Genomic DNA, 18,547 nt, shown 5'->3' with positions numbered 1-18,547 from the left:
GACGACGCAGTTCAGTTCTTGAGCGAGTCCGGCAAGGCGATGCCGAGCGCCTTGAGCCGGCGGCCGCTGATCCTGACTGCATGGTCTTCGACCGACGGGACGGAAATGGGGATGTCCGCGGGCTTCTTGCCGCGCAACACGTCGGCGGCGATCCGTCCCGCGTTCACGCCCAGGCTTTCGTACTCGACCGTCATGGCGGCCAGGAAATGGTGCTGCGCCACGTTGTCGACGTTGGGGCTGTAGGTCGGCAGCTTGATCCGGCTGGTGACCGACGCGATGGCGGCGGCCGCCGGGATCAGCATGCTGGAGGCGGGGACCATGAGGGCATCGGCCCGGCCCTGCAGCGAGGCGACGCGGGTCGGGATGTCGTTGGCATTGTCCACGCCCACCTTCACGAGCGAGAGGCCGTACTTGCCTACGACTTTCTCGAGCGCATTCAAAAAGCCCAGGTCGGCGTCGTCGCCAGGGTTGTAGATGAATCCCAGGCGCTTGACACCGGGGGTGAGCTGCTTGATGAAGCCCACGGAGGCGTCCATGTTGGGCAGGTTGGAGCCGCCAGTCATGAGGGTGTCACCACGGTCCCACGACGGCACCAGTTTCGCCGCCACGGGATTGGCCACCGCGCCGAACACGATGGGAAAGCTGCGGTTGGCCAGCACCTGCTTGGCCGTTTGCGTGAGCGGCGTGGTGATGGTGAGCATCAGGTCCGGCTTGCCGGCAGCCTGCCGGTTCAGCAATTGCGGCGCGAGCGACCGGTCGAAATTCACGTGACCCTCGTCGTAGGTCACCTTCAGCCCCTGGCTCGCGAGCTCTTTCTTGAAACTCGAGACCAGCGTGTCCAGCGTGTGGTCGGGGCCGAATTGCGCGATGGCCACCTTGTAGGTCGGCTGGGCATGGGCCAGCGACGCGGCGCAGGCCAGGGACAGACAGGCGCCGAGTCGTGCGGCGCGGACGAAGATGGCATGGATCATGGCGGCTCCAGGCGTTGCGGGTGGGAGAAGAGGTCAGGGCAGTCCGAAAATGCGGTCCCTGCCGAGCAGGGCCCCGGGGTCGAAGGCGCGCTTGACGCGGCGCATGGCATCGAGTTCGGCGGCCGGATACAACCGCTGGAAACTCTGGCTCTTCTCCAGGCCGATGCCGTGCTCGGCGGAGATCGAGCCGCCGCTGCGCATCACCTCGCGATAGACCAGGTTCTCGACGCCGTCGGCCGGCGACCCTTGGCAGCCGACCAGCAGATGCACATTGCCGTCGCCCAGGTGGCCGTAGGTGAGGCGGCGCATTGCCGGATCGATGGCATCCAGCCCGGCGTAGATGCGAGGCAGGCAGTCCTGCAGTTCGCTGGTCGGTATGCTGACGTCGAATGAAAGGTAGGGGCCGAGATGCCGGGCCGCCTCGCCCGAGGCGTCGCGCATGCGCCAGAGCTCCGCGGCTTCGGACAGCGACTTGGCGATGACCACGTGCTGGGTGGACAGCGAGGCCGAGAGATCCTCCAGCGCATCCATGACGCGCGCCTCGTCGCGTTCGGGTTGGCGGTCGTAGCAGGAGAGTTCGAGCAGCACCACGTAGCCGCATCGGCCGCCGAAGGGATCGCGCCCGATGCCCAATTCACGCGCGACGAAGTCGACGAAATCGCGCCACATGACCTCGAACGAAGTCAGCATGGGGCCGAACTGGCCGCGGCAGGCCGCCAGCGCGCGCAGCACCTGGTCCAGTTCTTCCACGCCCAGCGCGACCGTGAACCTCTGGCGGGGCAGGGGCTGGAGCTTGAGCACCGCGCGCGCGACGATGCCCAGCGTGCCTTCCGAACCGATGAACAATTGCTTGAGATCGTAGCCTGCGTTGTCTTTCGCCACGCGGCCCATGCGCGAGACGAGCCGGCCATCGGGCAAGACCACCTCCAGGCCGAGCACCGAGGCGCGGGTCATGCCGTACTGCAGGACGCGGTTGCCGCCGGCGTTGGTTGCGATGTTGCCTCCCACGGTGCAACTGCCCCGGCTACCGAGATCGACGGGGTAGAACAACCCATGCCGCTCGGCCTCCTCTTGCACCGCCTGCAGTGTGGCGCCGGCCTGTACCGTCATGGTGGCGCCGTAGAGATCGCAGGCCTCGATCCGGTTCAGCAGCTCGAGCGAGATCACCACCTCGTCTTGCATGGGCGCGCCGCCGCCCACGAGTCCGCTCATTCCGCCCTGGGCCACCATGCGCATGCCTGCCTCATGCAGTCGCCGTACCGCCTCCGCCAAGGCGGCGACCGTGCGCGGCCGTACGACCGGGGAACGGGCGCCAAAGGCGCCGGACCAGTCTTCCTGGTAGCGCGGGCCGGCGGTCGCGGAATCGAGAATAGAGATATTGTCCGACAGACCGGCAAGAATCCTGAGCACAGCCGCATCCAGGTCCGATGCCTTGGAATCAGATCGTTTATTGGCAGCGTAAGATTGATTGTCGGACAGCATCGTGCTTTTTTCCAGAGTATGCTGGGTATTTGCCCTGAAATTGCACGGTATTGTCGGACAGGATGAGCGAAGTCAATATCGGGAAAAGTACCCAGTCATAGATTTCCGCCATTGTTTTGTCGCGGCTGGGACTGTGCGGAGATAGGATTTGTCCTACAATTTTGCGGACGATTGCTTCTTCCGGATGCGCCCGTACCCGACCATGGCCAAAGACCCGACCTCGATCGTTCCCTTCTACCAGCCGCCGCAGGCCGAGCCTGTGCGTTCAGGCAGCGTGTCGGATTTCGTGTTGAACGAAATCGCCCGCCGCATCGTGGACGGGGTCTATAAGCCCGGGCAGCGCATCGTCGAGGCCGAAGTCACCCGCGACCTCGGCGTGAGCCGCAGCTCCGTGCGCGAAGCGTTCCGGCGCCTGGAAACCAACCGGTTCGTGCGCATCGAGCCCAATCGCGGGGCGATGGTGGCCACGCCCAGGCGCGAGGACATCGTGGCGCAGTTCCGCATCCGCGAGGTCATCTCCGGGCTGGGCGCGCGCGCCGCGGCCGAACGCGTGCAGGAACCTGGCAACCGGGAAATCATGCTGGGCCTGCTGGACGACATCGAGGCGCAGCGCAAGGCGGACGATCCCCGCAACCACCGCGCGGAAAACGGCAGGTTCCACCGGGCCATTAACAACATGTCAGGCATTCCGGACGTGGGCGAGCTCCTGGACCAGTACAACTATCCGATCCTGCACACCATCTACTTCCGGGACTTGAGCCATGCCAACTGGCTGCGCAACCTCTCGGACCATGTCGACATCGCGCGCGCCGTCCTGCACGGCGACCCGGTCGCGGCCGAGCACTTCGCGCGCCAGCACATGCACCGCATGGTCGATATCGCCATAGAAATCGCCGAACGGCTGCTGGAAGAGGCGCGCAACCGCTGAGTGCCGGCGCAGGCGGCGGTCAGGCCGCGATCGCCTCCGGCTCGAGGTCGGCGAGGAAATGATCGCGCCACTGCCGGATGCTGTTGTCTTTGAGCAATTGCATCATGTGGCCGTGGCGTTCGAGCCGTTCCTCGAGCGGCATGTTCAGGGCCTGGTCCAGCGCGCGGGCCATTGCCTCGATGTCGTAGGGATTCACGATGATGGCGCCGTTGGCCAGTTCGTCGGCCGCGCCGGCGAATTCGGACAGCACCAGGACGCCAGGGTCGTCGGGCGCCTGGGCGGCTACGTACTCTTTGGCCACCAGGTTCATGCCATCGCGCAACGGCGTCACGAAACCCACCTGCGAGGCGCGGAAGAACGACAGCAGCGCGGACCGCTCGTAGGCGCGGTTCATGTAGCGGATGGGCGTCCACGACAGTTCGGTCCATCGGCCATTGATGTGGCCCGCCGTGCTTTCGAGCTGGCGGCGGATGTGCCGGTAGCCCTCGACGTCGGAACGCGAAGGCGGGGCGATCTGCAGGAAACTGACCTGGCCGCAATGCGCCGGATACGACTCGAGCAGGCGTTCGAAGGCGTTGAAGCGTTCCACCAGCCCCTTGCTGTAGTCGAGCCGATCGACGCTGACGATGAGCTTGCGTTCCTGCAGTCCCTGCTTGAGGGTGGCTACGAGCTTGGAGCGGCTGCGCGCCTTGGACTTGTTCTGGATGTCGTCGGGCAGGATGCCTATGGGATAGTGGCCTACCCGGACCAGCCCGGAGCGTGTGCGCAGCATGCCCCCGGTCTCCAGCGGCAAGCCGAGCCGCCTGCTGGCGTAATCGATGAATGCCTGGGCGTCGCCGCGGGTCTGAAAGCCGACCAAGTCATATTCGCACAGGGCTTCGACGAGGTCCCGATGGGGCGGAATGGTGCGCAGGACGCCCTCCGCGGGAAAGGGCGTATGCAGAAAAAAGCCGATGCGGTTGCGCATGCCCATGCGCCGGCAGGCCCGGGCAAAGGGAATGAGATGGTAGTCGTGCACCCAGAGCCGGTCGTCCTCGTCGACCAGCTCCGTGAGCATGCCCGCGAGCCGTTCGTTGACGGCAAGGTAGCCGGCGTATTCCTTGGGGTCGTAGCGGCTCAGGTCGACCCGGTAGTGAAACGCGGGCCAGAGCGTGCCATTGGCGAAGCCGCGGTAATAGGTGTCGTATTCGCCGCGGGAGAGGCTGGTGGTGGCGCAATCGATGCGGCCGATGCGGTATGAAGAAAGGCCCGCCTGGGCGGGATCCTCGATCTTGCCGTTCCACCCGAACCAGAGTCCGTCCTGCCGCTTGAGCGCATCGAGCACGCCCACCGCCAGGCCGCCGGCGGTGCTCTTTCCCTCGGCGGCGGAAGCCACGCGATTGGAGACGATGACGAGTTTGCCCATGTCATGATCCTCTATTCGTGGCCCCGGACGCATGCGAAGCCAGCGCCAGGAGGCCGTTCAGCCAGAGCGCGAGGGCGGCCGGATCCGCCAGCCGCCATGATGCCGACGTGTCGCCGCCGCCTATCTTGATCGAGACACCGCCCAGGCGATTGACCGCTTGGAACGCCGGTTCGTCGGTCAGGTCGTCTCCCGCCATCACCGGCGTGCGGGCCGAGAATGGCTCGACCGCCATGAACCGCTCGATGGCCCGGGCCTTGTCCGCGCCGCGCGGCTTGACCTCGGCGACCATCTTTCCGTACTGCAGCGCGTAGCGCTGGTCGAAGGGCTCGGCTGCCGCCCGCACTTCCTCCCTGATCCGGTCCTCCAGGCCGGGGGCGTGGCGGTAATGAACCGCGAACGAAAGCCCCTTGTTTTCCAGGCGCACGCCCGGATGCCGCGCGGCCACGGCGGTCAAGGCGTCCAGCAGACGCGCGGACTCGACCGGGTCCACGGACGCTTCCCACAACCGTCCGTCGGGTCCGCGCCATTGGGCGCCGTGCAGGCCGCCCGCGGGCAGTCGCAGCGGCTGCAGCATGCGGTCGATGGTGTCGAGCGCACGACCGGAAACCACGGCCAGCGCGCCGGCCGCGGCGCGCTGCAGACGTTGCAGCAGGGCGATGGTGGACGCGGGGACCGCCGCGGACTCGGGCGTCGGCGCGATCGGAGCGAGCGTGCCGTCCAGATCGAAAAAGAAGGCACAGCGTGCCAGGTCGGGAGCGCGGGCGGGACCGGAGGCCGGGCCGCGTCCCAGCGTGCAGGCAAGCAGGTCTCTGGTGGGGGAAAACGGATGTGTATTTTCTTCCGATCCGGTCATCGCCTGTTGATGCGCACTCTACGTATCGTTTTGACAACATTCATGATAGTGAATGTTAGGTAACGGCATGGCTCGGCGGATGGTTCATTCTGCGTGTTTTTGTTTCCATTTATCTCCACGTGCGCCCGCATGCCGGCCAGGCCGGACGCGGCCACGGGGCGCCACGCCGTTCCTGCGCGCTTCGACTTTTACGGTACGCTATCGGCAAGAACGAGAAGAGAGCGGACGAAGCCATGCAACTGGTTCATCTCCAGGGTGAGCAAGGGGAGGCGGTATGGCGCCGCACCTCCCAGCGGGCGTCCTTCGCCATGGCGGGGGTCATCGGCTGTCTCGGACACGAGGATTTCGGGACGGCGGCGCTGCGGCAGCTCAACGAGGCGATCCCCTTGTGCTGGTGGTCCACTTACAGCCTGCATCAGTCCCGGCCGCCCGAACTGCACGCCACCGGCAGCTTCCGCGTGCCCGACCGCACCCGCGAAGCCTTCCGCTTCTACCGGGAAGGCCTCTACCGGTACGACCGGACGTTCGAGGCGGCGCGCGAACGGGTCCTGGGCGGCGGGGCGGTGGTCACGCACTGGCACGCGGCGGAATTGCCGACCGCGCATCGCGATGGCATCTATACGCGGCATGACCTGCGCGAGCGCGTGTCGCTGGTGCGGACCTGGGAAAGCGAGGACCTCATCGCGGTCAATCTCTACCGGCGCAACGAGCAGCCGGCATTCAGCGATGCCGAGCTGGACCTGATCTGCGGCCTGGCGCCGCCGCTCATCGCCTGCATCGAAACCCACCTGCGAAGCAGGCCGCAGGGGCCGGGACGCGCGGGCGCCTTGCCATCGGTGTTCGACGCGTTGCCGCGCCGCGAGCGCGAGGTGTGCGAACGCCTGCTGCGAGGCTGGACCCACGAAGGCATTGCGGCGGATCTGGGAATTTCCGCGGGTACCGTCAAGACCTATCGCGATCGTGCCTTCGAAAGGCTGGGCATTCATCATCGCAACGAATTGTTCGCGCTCGCGCTGAACGGCATCGCGCCGCCCGGCCTGCCGGCTGCCGGACACTGACGCCGGCTTTCGTCGCACCGTCCTGGGGTTGACCCGGTCCCCAACGCAGGGGACAGCCTTGCGGGCGCATTCTCTCTAGGCTTCGGTCAGGCGCCTCCCAGGCATGGAGGCGTTCCATGACACGAAGGAGACCGCGTGAAGACACCTGCCATCCGATGCCTGGACGACATCCGGGCCATCGAGTTGCAGCCCTACGCCACGTTCATGCCGCATGAAAGCGTTCACGAGGCGCTCGAACACGTCGCGCGCGCGCACCCCGCGCGGCGGGCGCTGACCTTCATCGAATCGGCCGACTCCGCCGTGCCCGCACGCAGCTGGACCTATGCCGACCTGATCGGCAGGATACGGCAAGCCGCCCGGGTCTTCAGCCTCCTGGCGGACGGGGCGCCGCCGCGCGTCGGCTTCCTGCTCCCCGCTATTCCCGCCGCGTACGTCACGCTGTGGGGAGCGGAAGCGGCGGGCATCGCGTGCCCCATCAACTACCTGCTTGGCGAGGAGCACATCGCAGATCTCATCGACAACGCGGGCGTGAACGTGCTGGTGGCGCTCGGCCCGCACACCGACCTGGACATCTGGTCGAAAGTGCCTGGCCTGATGCGGCGCTGCGCCGGGCTACGCCGCGTCGTCGCCGTGGGCGGGGCGGACGATGCGCCGGATTTCGAGACGTTGCTGGCCGGCGAGAGCGACGCGCCCCTGGGACCCGGTTACCGGCGCCGGCCCGACGACATCGCGGCGCTTTTCCATACCGGCGGCACCACTGGTCGTCCCAAGCTCGCACGCCATGCCCACCGCAACCAGCTCCATGCGGCATGGGGCGCCGCATGCATGTACGGGGCCAGCGAAACGGACGTGATGTTGAACGGTTTCCCGTTGTTTCATGTTGCCGGATCGTTCGTCTACGGCTTGTCCACGCTGCTGGTAGGCGGCGAGGTCGTCCTGCCCACCGTGCTAGGCATGCGCAACCGCGGCTTTGTGCAGCGCTACTGGGAGTTCGTCGAACGCCATGGCGTGACGCTGCTGGCGGCCGTTCCCACGGTCATGGCCAGCCTGCTCGGGGTGCCGCGGCAGGACGAGGACCTGTCCCGCGTCCGCTGCCTGCTTACGGGAGGATCGCCCCTGCCTGCGGAGCTGGCCGATGCCTTCGAGCAGCGGCTGGGAATAGGCGTGCGCAACATCCTGGGCATGACCGAGTGTGGGGGCGTCATCGCCATCGAGCCGGTCTGCCTGCCGAGGACCGCCGGGTCCGTCGGGCTGCGGCTGCCGTTCACCGTCGTCGAAGTCGATCCGTCCAGCGGCATCGATGGCGAGGGCATCTTGCGCGTCAAGGGGCCGAACGTCAGCCCGGGCTACACCGATCCCCGCAACGATGCGGGCGCATTCGACGGCGACGGCTGGCTGGTCACCGGAGACGTCGGGCACATCGACGAGACCGGACGGGTCTTCGTCACCGGCCGGGCGAAAGACCTGATCATACGCAGCAGCCACAACATCGATCCGGTCGTGATCGAGGATGCGCTGCTCAAGCATCCGGACGTGCTGATGGCGGCCGCGGTGGGGGCGCCGGACGAGTATGCGGGGGAGGTCCCGGTCGCCTATGTCGCGTTGCGGCCGGGCAGCCGGCTGGCGGTGGAGGAACTGGCCGCGTTCGCGCGCCGGCACATCCCGGAGCGCCCGGCGATTCCCAAGGCGATCTTCGTTCTCGACGCATTGCCCATGACGGCCATCGGCAAGCTGTACAAGCCCGAGCTGCGCGCCAGGGCCGCGCGATGGGCGCTGGAGGAACGCGTCGCGGATCGCGGCCTGGCCGGGGCGGTGAAGGTCGATGTGAGCGCCGGGGCCAAGGGGTGCACCGCGCTGTTCGCCATCGCGGAAGGCGAAGGAATCGAGATGCGCATCCGGGAGCTGATGGCGCCATTCGCCCTGGACTATCGCATAGAGAGCCACCCGGCGCGGGCCTGCGGAGGCGCGGCATGAGCGGACACGTGGCGTATGAGAAGCAGGGGCACATGGCCGTTATCCGCCTGGAGCGGCCGGCCGCGCGCAACGCGCTGACGCCCGGCATGCTTTGCGCGCTGGCCGACGCATTCATCGACTTCAGCCGCGACGATGCGCTCCGTGTGGCGGTGCTCACCGCCGTGGGCGATGCGGCGTTCTGCGCAGGCGGCGATCTGGGGACCACCTTGCCGCTCCTGACCGGAGCCCGGCCTCCGGCCGACGCGTTCGACCGGCGCGTACTGGACGACCCGCTGGTGATGGCGGCGTCATCGCTGCGCGATTTTCCGTTGCACAAGCCCGTGATCGCCGCCATCAACGGCGCATGTCTGGCCGCCGGCATGGAGCTGGTCCTGGGGACCGACATCCGCGTGGCGGCCGGGCATGCCACGTTCGGGCTGCCGGAGGTCAAGCGCGGGCTCGTCCCATTCGCCGGCTCCATGGCGAGGCTGCCGCGCCAGGTGCCGCACGCGGTCGCCATGCACATGCTGCTCACGGGCCAGGCGATTTCCGCTGCCCAGGCGCTGCAATGGGGGCTGGTCAACCAGGTCGTGGCCGCCTCCGATCTGCAGGCGGCGGCGATGGACCTCGCGGGGCGCATCGCACGCAACGGACCGCTCGCGGTCAGGGCCGCCAAGCGGGCGGCGCTCGAGGCCAGCGGCGTGCCGCTGGACCTTGCGTACCGGCTGGAGGATCACGCGCGCGAAGCGGTCCTGGCCAGCGAGGATGCGCGCGAGGGGCCGCGCGCGTTCATGGAAAAGCGCAGCCCGGTCTATGCGGGGAGGTGAGATGGGGCTTGAACGAGCTGTCAGGCTGGACGGGAAGGTGGCGATCGTCACCGGCAGCGGCAGGGGACTGGGGCTGGCATTCGCCCGTTCGCTGGCTGCCGCGGGAGCCGCGGTGGTGGTGAACGACGTCGACGCCCGAGCCGCGGACGAAGCCGCGGCGGCGATATGCGCGCAAGGCGGCAAGGCCGTGGCCGAGGCCGTGCCGGTTGGCGAGACAGAGGCCGCGGAGCGGCTGGTGGCCACCGCCGTGCGCAGCTTCGGCCGTCTCGACATACTCTGCGCCAACGCGGGAAATTTGCGCGACCGAGTCCTTTGGAAACTTGCCGACGATGATTTCGACAGTGTCGTGGCGACGCACCTGCGAGGGACCTTCACCTGCGCACGGGCCGCGGTTCGGCAGATGCGGGCCCAGGAAAGCCCGGGGCGGCTGGTGCTGGTCGCCTCGCCGGCCGGGCAGCGGGGCAACCCGGGACAGACCGCCTATGCGGCGGCCAAGGCGGGCATCGCATCGTTCGCGCGGACCTGGTCGATGGAGTGCGCCAGATCGGGCATCACGGTCAACGCCATCGTTCCGGTCGCGCTGACCCGCATGGTAGCGACCATGCCCGCGTTCGCGCCCTACGCCGAGGCGCTTGCCAGGGGCGAACCGCTGCCCGATTCGCTGCGCAAGGGAGCAGGCATGGGATCGCCCGAGGACGTGGCGCCGCTGGTGGTGTTCCTGGCATCGGACCTGGCCGCCCACATCACCGGCCAGTGCATCGGCCTCGGCGGCGACAGACTCAGCCTCTGGTCCCATCCGCAAGAGATCCGTTGCGCGTTCCGCGATGGCGGATGGAGCGCGGAAGCCATCGCGCAAGCCTGGCCGGCAACCGTCGGGAGCCATCCGGAGAGCGTGGGCCTGCCGCCCATGCCTTGAAGCGTCCGCAACACCGCTATCGACTACGAGAGGAGACGACATTCATGGATACCGCATCGTTATCGCGCCGCCTGTTTGCCGGCTGGATGGCCGCCATGGCGGGCGCCTGGCTGCCCGGCCATGCCGCGGCGGCCGAGACCTATCCCGCGCGCCCCATCCGCCTTGCCGTGGGATTCGCGCCGGGCACGGGGCCCGACATCCTGGCGCGCACCCTGGGGCAGAAGCTCGGCGACCTGTTGGGCCAGCCCATGGTCGTGGAGAACCGCGCGGGAGCGGGAGGACAGATCGCCGCTCAGTTCGTCGCCAAGAGCCCGCCCGACGGCTACACCGTGCTGGTCGCCGACGTGAGCGCCATCAGCATTGCCCCGGCGGCGTTTTCCAAGCTGGGCTACGACCCGGCGCGCGAACTCGTCCCCGTGTCGGAGGTGGTCAAGACGGATTTCATTCTTGTCGTGCCGAACCAGTCGCCGGCACGGTCCGTGGCGGAGTTCGTCAAGGCGGCCCGGTCGCGGGACAAGGTCAACTTCGGCACGTTCGGGGCGGGCACGCCGGGCCATTTCGGGGCCGAGATGTTCGCCGAGCAGGGCGGATTCCGGATCGAGCCCGTTCACTACCGGGCCACGGGCGATGCGGTGTCGGCGGTGGTCAGCGGCGACGTCAATGCGGTGTTCATGTCCACGGCCCTGGCCACGGCCCAGGTCAAGGGCGGCAAGATGCGCGCGCTGGCGACGACCGCGCCGCAACGTTCGCCGCTGTTGCCGGAGGTGCCCACCTTTGCCGAGGCGGGCTATCCCAAGGCCGACTTCTCGGCCTGGTTCGCGCTGTTCGTGCCGGCGGGAACGCCCGAGTCCGTCGTTGCCGGGCTCAATGCGAAGGCGGTTGCCGCGGTGCAATCGCCGGAGGCGCGCAAGCGGCTGGAGGAAGCGGGCTTCAGCATTTCGGGCACCAGTGCCGAGGATGCGCGGCGCATGATCGCGGCCGAGGCCGAACGCTGGAAGAAGATCGTTTCGGCAACCGGATTCAGGGGCGATTAATCGCGCGGCCTCACCGGCGTTCGAACAACGAGCGCCGGTTGCGGTTGCGCATCTCGCCGGCCACCTCGCGCAAGACGTCGATGAACAGCCGCACGCTCTCCGGCAGTTCTTCCGTGCCCAGCGTCGTCAGCCCGACGGCCGCCGAGGTGGGGCTGGTGTCCACCGGCAGCGCTTGCGCCTCTCCCTGGTCAAGGTCGATCTCGATCACGCCGTAGGGAACGAACCATATGGCGTCTCCGGTGCGCATCAGTGTCCGCGCCATGGTGGAGGAGAGCGTTTCCACCAGTTGCTGCGGGATGCCGATGCCGCTTGATTGCAGGAAGGTCTCCGCGGCCGGCCGGATGTAGGTGCCCTTCATCGGCAGCACCAGGGGGTAGGCCCGCACGTCAGCCGGTTCGAGCGTGGCGGAGGCCAGCAAGGGATGATCCGGGCGCACCGCCATGACCAGTGGTTCCATGTACAGGTGCTCGAACGAGATGCCCACCATTTCGGAAGGGTGGCTGATCCGCCCGATCACCAGATCCAGCTCCCGCAATTTCAGGCGCACCAGCAGGTCGGCGTTGGTGCCGCCGTGGGCGGTCACGACCAGATGGGAATAGCGCGCCTGCATCTGCCGGATCGCGTTGGGGACCAGCGTCGCCGCGGCGGTGGGAAGAATGCCGATGCGGATGTGCTCGGGCGCCTTCTCGCCCGCGCCCAGCAGCTCGAAGCCGTCGCGCAGCGCGCCGATGGCCTGGGCCGCGTGGCGCAGCAGGATATGGCCCGCCGGAGTGAGCTCCAGCCCCTTGCGGTGCCGCAACGCCAGGGTTTCGCCGGTAATGGCCTCCAGTTCGGCCAGGCTCTTGGAGACGGCGGACGGCGTCTGGGCCAGGGCGTCGGCGGCCTTCAGCACGCTGCGATGGCTGGCCAGGGCAACCAGACACTGCAGGTGCCGCAGGCGCAGGCGAGGGTCGAGGACGCGCAGCATGATTTCCTTTTTCTCAATTAATTTGCGAAAAGATCAACCAATATTACCGCCTGCGCTTCTATGATGGGGCCAGAGAGGATGTCCCCGACAGGGCGGCATTTCCACATCCAGGAGGAGTTTCGACATGCTGAAAACCATGGTCCGCGCACTCGGCGTGGCGTTTGCATTGTCCGTGGCGTCCGGCGCGGCCACGGCCCAGGCGGCTTATCCGGACAAGCCGGTGCGTTTCGTCGTCAATTTCACGGCCGGCGGCCCGCTCGACATCATGGCGCGCATGATGGCCGAGCGCCTGAACGCCATTTTCAAGCAGCCTTTCGTGGTCGAGAACAAGACGGGCAGCGGCGGCAACATCGGCGCCGCCGCCGTGGCCAACGCGGCGCCGGACGGCTACACCGTCCTGATCGGGCTGGACTCGACCTTTACCGTCAATCCCAGCCTCTATTCGTCGCTGGGGTTCGGGCTCGATCAATTGAAACCGGTGATGCGGCTGGCTTCCTCGGGCATGCTGATCGCCGCCCACCCCTCGGCCAAGGCCGACACGCTCAAGGGCCTGGTCGAACGCGGCCACAAGGACCCGATCACCTTCAGTTCCGCCGGCAACGGCTCGCCCGGCCACCTGAGCCTGAGCATGTTGTCGCAGGCGACCGGCATGAAGATCAACCACATCCCGTACCGCGGCAATGCGCCCGCCGTCCTCGCGCTCGTGTCGGGCGAGGTGCAGGCGGCGGCGCTGGCCACGCCGGGGCTGTTGCAGCACGTGAACGTGGGCACGCTCAAGGCGCTGGCGGTGACCGGCAGCCAGCGCTCGCCGCTGCTGCCTTCCGTGCCGACCACCGCGGAACTGGGATACCCCGACGTCAAGCAGGATGTGTTGTATCTTGCGATGGTACCGTCGCAGACGCCGGATGCCGTCGTGCAGGCGCTGCGCAAGGCCATCCAGCAGGTCCTGGCGCAGCCCGACGTGCAGCAGCGGCTGCGCGCCATGGACTTTACGCTGGAGACGCGGGACGGCGAGGCGGCAGCCAAGGAGCTGGCCGAAGTGCGGGCGCGCTACGCGAAAATCATCAAGTCGGCCGGCATGACCGTCGACTGATCACGTGGGAAAAAGACCAGTTCGTATGACCAATTTCATCTTCATCCTGGCCGACGACCTCGGCTATGCCGACCTGGGGTGCTATGGCGGGCGCCAGCCGGTATCGCCCCATCTGGACCGCATGGCCGCGCGCGGCATCCGCTTCACCCAGGGCTATTCCAACTCGCCCGTGTGTTCGCCCACCCGGTTCGGCCTGATTACCGGCCGCTACCAATACCGCCTGCGCGGCGCCGCCGAAGAGCCCATGACCGGCAAGTTTCGCGGCAGCACGGAAATCGGCCTGCCGCCGGCGCATCCTACCTTGCCCTCGCTGCTGCGCGACCATGGCTACCGCACCGCGCTGATCGGCAAGTGGCACCTGGGCTACCCGCCTCACTTTGGCCCGCAGAAGAGCGGATACGAGTATCACATCGGTCCTTTGTCGGGCGGCGTCAGCTATTTCAGCCACGTGGACCGCATGGGCAAGCACGATCTCGTGCGCAATGGCGAGCCGGTCAACTACGACGGCCACTATCTGACCGACCTGCTGACCGACGAGGCCGAGGCCTACCTGCGGACACGCGCCGAAGACCGCCAGCCCTTTCTTCTCAGCCTGCACTACACCGCGCCGCACTGGCCGTGGGAGACGCGCGAGCAGGGCCGCTCCAGCCCCGAGACCGACAAGGATATCCGGCACCTGGACGGCGGCTCCATCCACGTCTACGCCGAAATGATCAAGGCCCTGGACGAAGGTTGCGGACGGGTCCTGCAGCGCTTGGACGAGCTCGGGCTGGCCGACGACACCATGGTCATCTTCACCAGTGACAATGGCGGCGAACGGTTCTCCGATTCGTGGCCGCTCGTGGGCGGGAAAATGGACCTGACCGAAGGCGGGATCCGCGTGCCTTACATCGTGCAATGGGGCAGCAAGATCGCCCCGGGAGCCGTTTCAGCGCAGCATTGCATGACCATGGATTGGACAGCGACGATGCTCGATGCGGCGGGTGTGCCTGCCCATACGGACTTTCCGCTGGACGGGGTGTCGATGCTGCCGGTGCTGCGCGATCCGGCCCTGACCTTTCCACGAGAGATGTACTGGCGGATGAAATACCGCAACCAGCGGGCCATGCGAGACGGCAACTGGAAATACCTGGCGATCGAGGACAACGAGTATTTGTTCGACTTGTCGGTGGACGAGCGCGAACGCGCCAATCTGGCGCGCCGCCATCCCGAGAAGCTGGCTGGGATGCGTGCACGGTATGATCGCTGGAATGCCATTTTCGGCCCCATCCCGTCAGAGGCAAACAGCGAGCTCGTCTATACCGAAAAGGACATGCCGAGCCGCTGACCGGCTGCGCCGGCCGAGGCCGGCGCTTCCTCCGGGGCCGTACGGTGCCACGGGGGACCTCATGCAGTTGAACAAACTCGATCTCAATCTGCTCCTGATCTTCGACGCCTTGATGCGTACGCGCAGCGTGACCTTGGCGGGGGAGCGCGTGGGGTTGTCCCAATCGGCCACCAGCAACTCTCTGCAGCGCCTGCGCGAGGCCTTCGGCGACAAGCTGTTCGTGCGCACGCCGACAGGCATGCAGCCGACCGGGCTGGCATTGGAGATCGCCGACGAGGTAGGCGAGGCACTCGATCGCCTCCGCCAGGCGATCGAGCGCAGCCGGGTTTTCGATCCCGCGCAGGCACGCCGGACTTTTCGCATTCTCTTGAGCGATATCGCGCAGCAGGCCCATCTGCCGACATTCGTCGCCTTGCTGCGAAGGGAGGCTCCTCATGTGGATCTGGCAGGGGTTTCGCTGCCCGTGCGAGAAGCCAAGGAGGCGATGGCTTCGGGGGAGCTCGACCTGGCCGTGGGGTTCCTGCCCGATCTGGGCGCCGATTTCCATCGGCAGTCGCTTTTCGTCGAGCACTGGGTCTGCGTGATCAGCCGCGAACATCCGACGATCGGAGAAGCGATGACGCCGGAGCAATATCTCTCCGCCGCGCACGTGAGTTATCGGCCGGCTGCGTCCATTCATGCTTCGCTCGACCAACTGCTCGAGACCCAGTTCGCCGGCCAGGGCGTCAGGCGGCGGGTCGCGCTGAGTGTCTCGTACTCCAGCGGTCTGGCGGCGACTTTGGCGCTGTCGGATCTGGTGCTGACCGCGCCTTATGGCCCGGCCCGCTCGATGATTCACAGCCAGCCGCTGCGGATCGTGCCCCTGCCGTTCCAGTTGCCCACTATCGATCTCAACATGCAGTGGCACGACCGCATGCATCACGATCCCGGCAACCGGTGGTTCCGCCAGCGTTTTGCCGCGAACTATTGCGATAGCCGCCAATAAGAGACGATGCCGGGTCGTCCTTGGGGACAACCCGCCCCCCGGGCTTTCCCGAAATATCCGTATCGTCCATTTCCGGTATTCGGACTATCCATTGGACGCTGGCGCCCATGCATTCCTAAGATGCTTGGCTGTGGCCGCGCCGCCCAGGACGCGAATCCATGGACCGCATTCCGTCAGCCGTTTCGCGGCAACGGTCCGGCCAGCGCGTGCCGCTTCGTCAACCAAGGAAAGCCTGAATATGTCTGGACCGCAAAACATTCGACTGCCTGAACACCGGGACCTCTACTACGGCGGCCAATGGCACGCCCCCGAGGGCGGCTACGTGGACACCTGGAATCCCGCTACCGGCGAATGCCTGGGCCCCTGCGCGGACGCCAATGCGGCGGACGTGGATGCCGCCGTGCAAGCAGCGCAAGCCGCTTTCGCGGAATGGAGCCGAACCAGGCCCGCGGAGCGCGCGGCGCTGATGCGCAAGGTGGCCACGGTACTGCGGGGCCATGCGACCGAGCTGGCGCTGCTCGATGCAGCCAACTGCGGCAATCCCGTGGCGGAGATGACGCGGGACGCGCTCGCGGCGGCCGCCCAATTCGATTTCTTCGCTGGACTGGTCACTGAGATCAAGGGCGATACCATTCCCATGGGGGAGGGAGTCGTGAACCTGTCGGTACGCGAACCTTATGGGGTCGTCGGCCGCATCGTGGCCTACAACCATCCGCTGATGTTTACGGCGGCCAAGAGCGCCGCGCCGCTGGCGGCCGGCAATACCGTCGTGATGAAACCCCCGGTTCAGGCGCCGCTGTCGGCTTATCGCTGGATGGAGTTGATCGACGGGATCCTGCCTCCCGGCGTGCTGAACGTGGTGAGCGGCGGAACGGAGTGCGGGGCGGCCTTGTCGGCCCACCCGGACGTCCCCTTCGTGTCGCTGATCGGGAGCGTGGCGACCGGCCGTGCGGTGGCCAGGGCCGGCGCGGACCGCCTCAAGCGCATCACACTGGAGCTCGGCGGCAAAAACGCCTGCATCATCTATCCCGATGCCGATCTCGAGCGCGCGAGTCATGGCGCCGTCCATGGCATGAACTTCACCTGGAGCGGGCAATCGTGCGGATCGACTTCCCGCCTGTTCGTCCATGAGTCGGTTCATGACGAGGTGGTGGCGCGAGTGCTGGACAAGATACGCCACTATCGCCCCGGATTGCCCACTGATCCCGCCACGACCATGGGCGCCATCGTTTCGCGCGCCCAGTTCGACAAGATCATGAAGTACATCGACTTGGGGCTGAGCGAAGGCGCGACGCTGGCATATGGCGGCAAACGGCCGGACGACCCGGCGCTGAGCAAGGGTTTTTTCATCGAACCCACGGTGTTCACCGATGTGACCGCCAAAATGCGCCTCGCCAACGAGGAGATCTTCGGCCCCGTCCTGTCCGTCATCAAATGGAGCGACGAGGAAACGATGCTGGCCCAGGTCAACGCGGTGGAATACGGCTTGACCGGCGCTGTCTTTACACGCGACCTGGCGAACGCACACCGCGCCGCCAGCCGTATCCAGGCGGGCTTCATCTGGGTGAACAACGCCGGGCCACATTTCCTGGGCACCAGCTACGGCGGCTACAAGCAGTCCGGCATCGGGCGCGACGAGTCCATCGAAGAGCTGCTCTCCTACACGCAGGGCAAGAACATCAACATCACTTACTGATTCAGTCCGGCGCGGCCGGCACACAAGGATAAGGATATGAGACAACGGATAGCCACCGTATGCATGGCCCTGGCAGCATTCACCCAGTTGACGCCCGCTGCCGCGCAATCCTGGGCGCCGACCAAACCCGTGACCATCGTGGTGACGGTGCCGCCGGGGTCGAGCACTGACATGCTGGCCAGGATACTGGCCGAGCGCCTGCCAGCCACGCTCGGGCAGCCCGTGGTCGTCACCAACCGCCCGGGCGCCAGTGGCCTGATCGGCGCCGCCTCGGTAGCCCGTGCCGAGGCCGACGGCCATACGCTGTTGCTGAGCCCCAGTACCTTGCTGGGAGCCCCGCACGTGCTGCCGAAAGGAGCCGGCGGCGGGGTGGACGTGGTGCGGGACTTGATGCCTGTCGTCCGAACCGCCTCGTCGCCGGTGATCCTTCTCGCGAATCCCCAGTTGGGGGTGAAGACGCCACAAGAGCTGGTGGCCTATCTGAAAAAGCATCCGGGCCTGCCATATGCGTCCTCCGGCAATGGCTCGCCGCAGCATATCGCCGGGCAACTCTTCATGAAGGCCACGGGCACGCAGATGACGCATGTTCCCTACAAGGGCGTGATGCCGGCGGTAGTCGACACGATCAGCGGCCAGATCAAGCTGGCGGTCGGAGCGCTGGGCGGCGTGGGGCAGTACATAGACGGCGGGCAATTGATTGCCGTTGCCGTGGCCGAGCGGCAGCGATCCGGCCTGTTGCCCAGGGTGCCGACATTGAGCGAGAGCGGTATCCCGGGCGTGGAACTGAACGTATTCTTTCCGGTTTTTGCTCCCGCCGGCACGCCGCGGGCCGCGGTAGAGCGCCTGAACCGCGAGATCAGCCAGGTCATGCGCGCTCCCGACGTCAAGGAGAAGATGCGCGGTGCCGGTGTGGAGACCTCGGGCAGCAGTGTGGATGAAGCCGTGCATGCCGTGAGGGATGAGTACGCGTTCTACGGGCGGGTCGTGGCCGAGTTCGGGATCAAAGGGGAATAGCCGCCGGGTGGAAAAAATGCCCCACGCTAGGCCCTTCG

General features: G+C 66.8%; 16 protein-coding genes. 11 read left to right on the top strand and 5 right to left on the bottom strand.

Annotated elements, in window-relative coordinates; genetic code table 11:
- Window positions 1-11: 11 nt before the first annotated feature.
- Both CDO44_RS14670 and CDO44_RS14665 read right to left on the bottom strand, forming a co-directional pair.
- Window positions 12-971: an ABC transporter substrate-binding protein gene (locus CDO44_RS14670; protein ID WP_087780950.1), complete on the bottom strand. Its 960-nt coding sequence runs from the start codon at window positions 969-971 to the stop codon at window positions 12-14.
- A 33-nt stretch (window positions 972-1,004) separates the two neighbouring features.
- Window positions 1,005-2,381, bottom strand: a complete 1,377-nt coding sequence (locus CDO44_RS14665) for an FAD-binding oxidoreductase (RefSeq protein WP_158213293.1) — start codon at window positions 2,379-2,381, stop codon at window positions 1,005-1,007.
- Window positions 2,382-2,601: 220 nt separating this feature from the next.
- Between CDO44_RS14665 and CDO44_RS14660 the strand changes: the two genes are divergently transcribed.
- Window positions 2,602-3,381, top strand: coding sequence for a GntR family transcriptional regulator (locus tag CDO44_RS14660; protein WP_233146191.1), 780 nt, complete (start codon window positions 2,602-2,604; stop codon window positions 3,379-3,381).
- A gap of 19 nt (window positions 3,382-3,400) precedes the next feature.
- Here the strand turns inward: CDO44_RS14660 and otsA are convergent, their stop codons facing one another.
- Window positions 3,401-4,786 carry an alpha,alpha-trehalose-phosphate synthase (UDP-forming) gene (gene otsA / locus CDO44_RS14655; RefSeq protein WP_087780948.1) on the bottom strand — a complete coding sequence of 462 codons (1,386 nt, stop codon included), beginning with the start codon at window positions 4,784-4,786 and terminating at the stop codon, window positions 3,401-3,403.
- Between the two features lies 1 nt (window position 4,787).
- On the bottom strand, window positions 4,788-5,639 hold the full coding sequence (otsB, locus tag CDO44_RS14650; RefSeq protein WP_087780947.1) for a trehalose-phosphatase: 852 nt from the start codon (window positions 5,637-5,639) through the stop codon (window positions 4,788-4,790).
- Window positions 5,640-5,872: 233 nt separating this feature from the next.
- On the opposite strand from otsB, the gene CDO44_RS14645 reads away from it, so the two are divergent.
- The 5 genes from CDO44_RS14645 to CDO44_RS14625 all read left to right on the top strand — a co-directional run bounded on the left by CDO44_RS14645 (window position 5,873) and on the right by CDO44_RS14625 (window position 11,427).
- Window positions 5,873-6,697: a LuxR C-terminal-related transcriptional regulator gene (locus CDO44_RS14645; protein WP_087780946.1), complete on the top strand. Its 825-nt coding sequence runs from the start codon at window positions 5,873-5,875 to the stop codon at window positions 6,695-6,697.
- Between the two features lie 135 nt (window positions 6,698-6,832).
- A complete protein-coding gene (locus CDO44_RS14640; RefSeq protein ID WP_087780945.1) occupies window positions 6,833-8,671 on the top strand; it encodes an AMP-binding protein in 1,839 nt (612 codons plus the stop codon).
- Window positions 8,668-9,477, top strand: coding sequence for an enoyl-CoA hydratase/isomerase family protein (locus CDO44_RS14635; protein ID WP_087780944.1), 810 nt, complete (start codon window positions 8,668-8,670; stop codon window positions 9,475-9,477). The genes CDO44_RS14640 and CDO44_RS14635 overlap by 4 nt, the downstream gene beginning before the upstream one ends.
- Window position 9,478: 1 nt before the next feature.
- Window positions 9,479-10,393 (top strand): SDR family NAD(P)-dependent oxidoreductase, encoded by a 915-nt coding sequence (locus tag CDO44_RS14630; protein WP_087780943.1) that lies wholly within the window; start codon window positions 9,479-9,481, stop codon window positions 10,391-10,393.
- Window positions 10,394-10,437: 44 nt separating this feature from the next.
- The gene (locus tag CDO44_RS14625; RefSeq protein WP_087780942.1) at window positions 10,438-11,427 is read left to right on the top strand and encodes a tripartite tricarboxylate transporter substrate binding protein; all 990 of its coding nucleotides are present in this window, start codon (window positions 10,438-10,440) and stop codon (window positions 11,425-11,427) included.
- A 10-nt stretch (window positions 11,428-11,437) separates the two neighbouring features.
- Here the strand turns inward: CDO44_RS14625 and CDO44_RS14620 are convergent, their stop codons facing one another.
- The gene (locus CDO44_RS14620) at window positions 11,438-12,394 is read right to left on the bottom strand and encodes a LysR substrate-binding domain-containing protein (RefSeq protein WP_087780941.1); all 957 of its coding nucleotides are present in this window, start codon (window positions 12,392-12,394) and stop codon (window positions 11,438-11,440) included.
- Window positions 12,395-12,518: 124 nt separating this feature from the next.
- On the opposite strand from CDO44_RS14620, the gene CDO44_RS14615 reads away from it, so the two are divergent.
- The 5 genes from CDO44_RS14615 to CDO44_RS14595 all read left to right on the top strand — a co-directional run bounded on the left by CDO44_RS14615 (window position 12,519) and on the right by CDO44_RS14595 (window position 18,509).
- Window positions 12,519-13,487 (top strand): tripartite tricarboxylate transporter substrate binding protein, encoded by a 969-nt coding sequence (locus CDO44_RS14615; protein WP_233146190.1) that lies wholly within the window; start codon window positions 12,519-12,521, stop codon window positions 13,485-13,487.
- Between the two features lie 25 nt (window positions 13,488-13,512).
- Window positions 13,513-14,814 (top strand): sulfatase, encoded by a 1,302-nt coding sequence (locus tag CDO44_RS14610; protein WP_087780940.1) that lies wholly within the window; start codon window positions 13,513-13,515, stop codon window positions 14,812-14,814.
- 61 nt (window positions 14,815-14,875) lie between these two features.
- The gene (locus tag CDO44_RS14605) at window positions 14,876-15,799 is read left to right on the top strand and encodes a LysR family transcriptional regulator (protein WP_158213292.1); all 924 of its coding nucleotides are present in this window, start codon (window positions 14,876-14,878) and stop codon (window positions 15,797-15,799) included.
- A gap of 238 nt (window positions 15,800-16,037) precedes the next feature.
- The gene (locus tag CDO44_RS14600; RefSeq protein WP_087780938.1) at window positions 16,038-17,495 is read left to right on the top strand and encodes an aldehyde dehydrogenase family protein; all 1,458 of its coding nucleotides are present in this window, start codon (window positions 16,038-16,040) and stop codon (window positions 17,493-17,495) included.
- A gap of 36 nt (window positions 17,496-17,531) precedes the next feature.
- Window positions 17,532-18,509 carry a tripartite tricarboxylate transporter substrate binding protein gene (locus tag CDO44_RS14595; protein ID WP_087780937.1) on the top strand — a complete coding sequence of 326 codons (978 nt, stop codon included), beginning with the start codon at window positions 17,532-17,534 and terminating at the stop codon, window positions 18,507-18,509.
- Window positions 18,510-18,547 lie beyond the last annotated feature (38 nt).

The sequence above is a fragment of the Pigmentiphaga sp. NML080357 genome (genome assembly GCF_002188465.1).
Taxonomy (GTDB): Bacteria; Pseudomonadota; Gammaproteobacteria; order Burkholderiales; family Burkholderiaceae_B; genus Pigmentiphaga.
Note: the sequence above shows the minus strand (reverse complement) of the source record. Positions and strands in the feature narration are given on the sequence as shown.

Coding starts and splice junctions, on each gene's coding strand:
- CDO44_RS14620 (WP_087780941.1), bottom strand. CDS start 12,394: ATGCTGCGCGTCCTCGACCCTCGCCTGCGCCTGCGGCACCTGCAGTGT.
- CDO44_RS14645 (WP_087780946.1), top strand. CDS start 5,873: ATGCAACTGGTTCATCTCCAGGGTGAGCAAGGGGAGGCGGTATGGCGC.
- CDO44_RS14605 (WP_158213292.1), top strand. CDS start 14,876: ATGCAGTTGAACAAACTCGATCTCAATCTGCTCCTGATCTTCGACGCC.
- CDO44_RS14610 (WP_087780940.1), top strand. CDS start 13,513: ATGACCAATTTCATCTTCATCCTGGCCGACGACCTCGGCTATGCCGAC.
- CDO44_RS14630 (WP_087780943.1), top strand. CDS start 9,479: ATGGGGCTTGAACGAGCTGTCAGGCTGGACGGGAAGGTGGCGATCGTC.
- otsA (WP_087780948.1), bottom strand. CDS start 4,786: ATGGGCAAACTCGTCATCGTCTCCAATCGCGTGGCTTCCGCCGCCGAG.
- CDO44_RS14600 (WP_087780938.1), top strand. CDS start 16,038: ATGTCTGGACCGCAAAACATTCGACTGCCTGAACACCGGGACCTCTAC.
- CDO44_RS14595 (WP_087780937.1), top strand. CDS start 17,532: ATGAGACAACGGATAGCCACCGTATGCATGGCCCTGGCAGCATTCACC.
- CDO44_RS14625 (WP_087780942.1), top strand. CDS start 10,438: ATGGATACCGCATCGTTATCGCGCCGCCTGTTTGCCGGCTGGATGGCC.
- CDO44_RS14670 (WP_087780950.1), bottom strand. CDS start 971: ATGATCCATGCCATCTTCGTCCGCGCCGCACGACTCGGCGCCTGTCTG.
- CDO44_RS14615 (WP_233146190.1), top strand. CDS start 12,519: ATGCTGAAAACCATGGTCCGCGCACTCGGCGTGGCGTTTGCATTGTCC.
- otsB (WP_087780947.1), bottom strand. CDS start 5,639: ATGACCGGATCGGAAGAAAATACACATCCGTTTTCCCCCACCAGAGAC.
- CDO44_RS14635 (WP_087780944.1), top strand. CDS start 8,668: ATGAGCGGACACGTGGCGTATGAGAAGCAGGGGCACATGGCCGTTATC.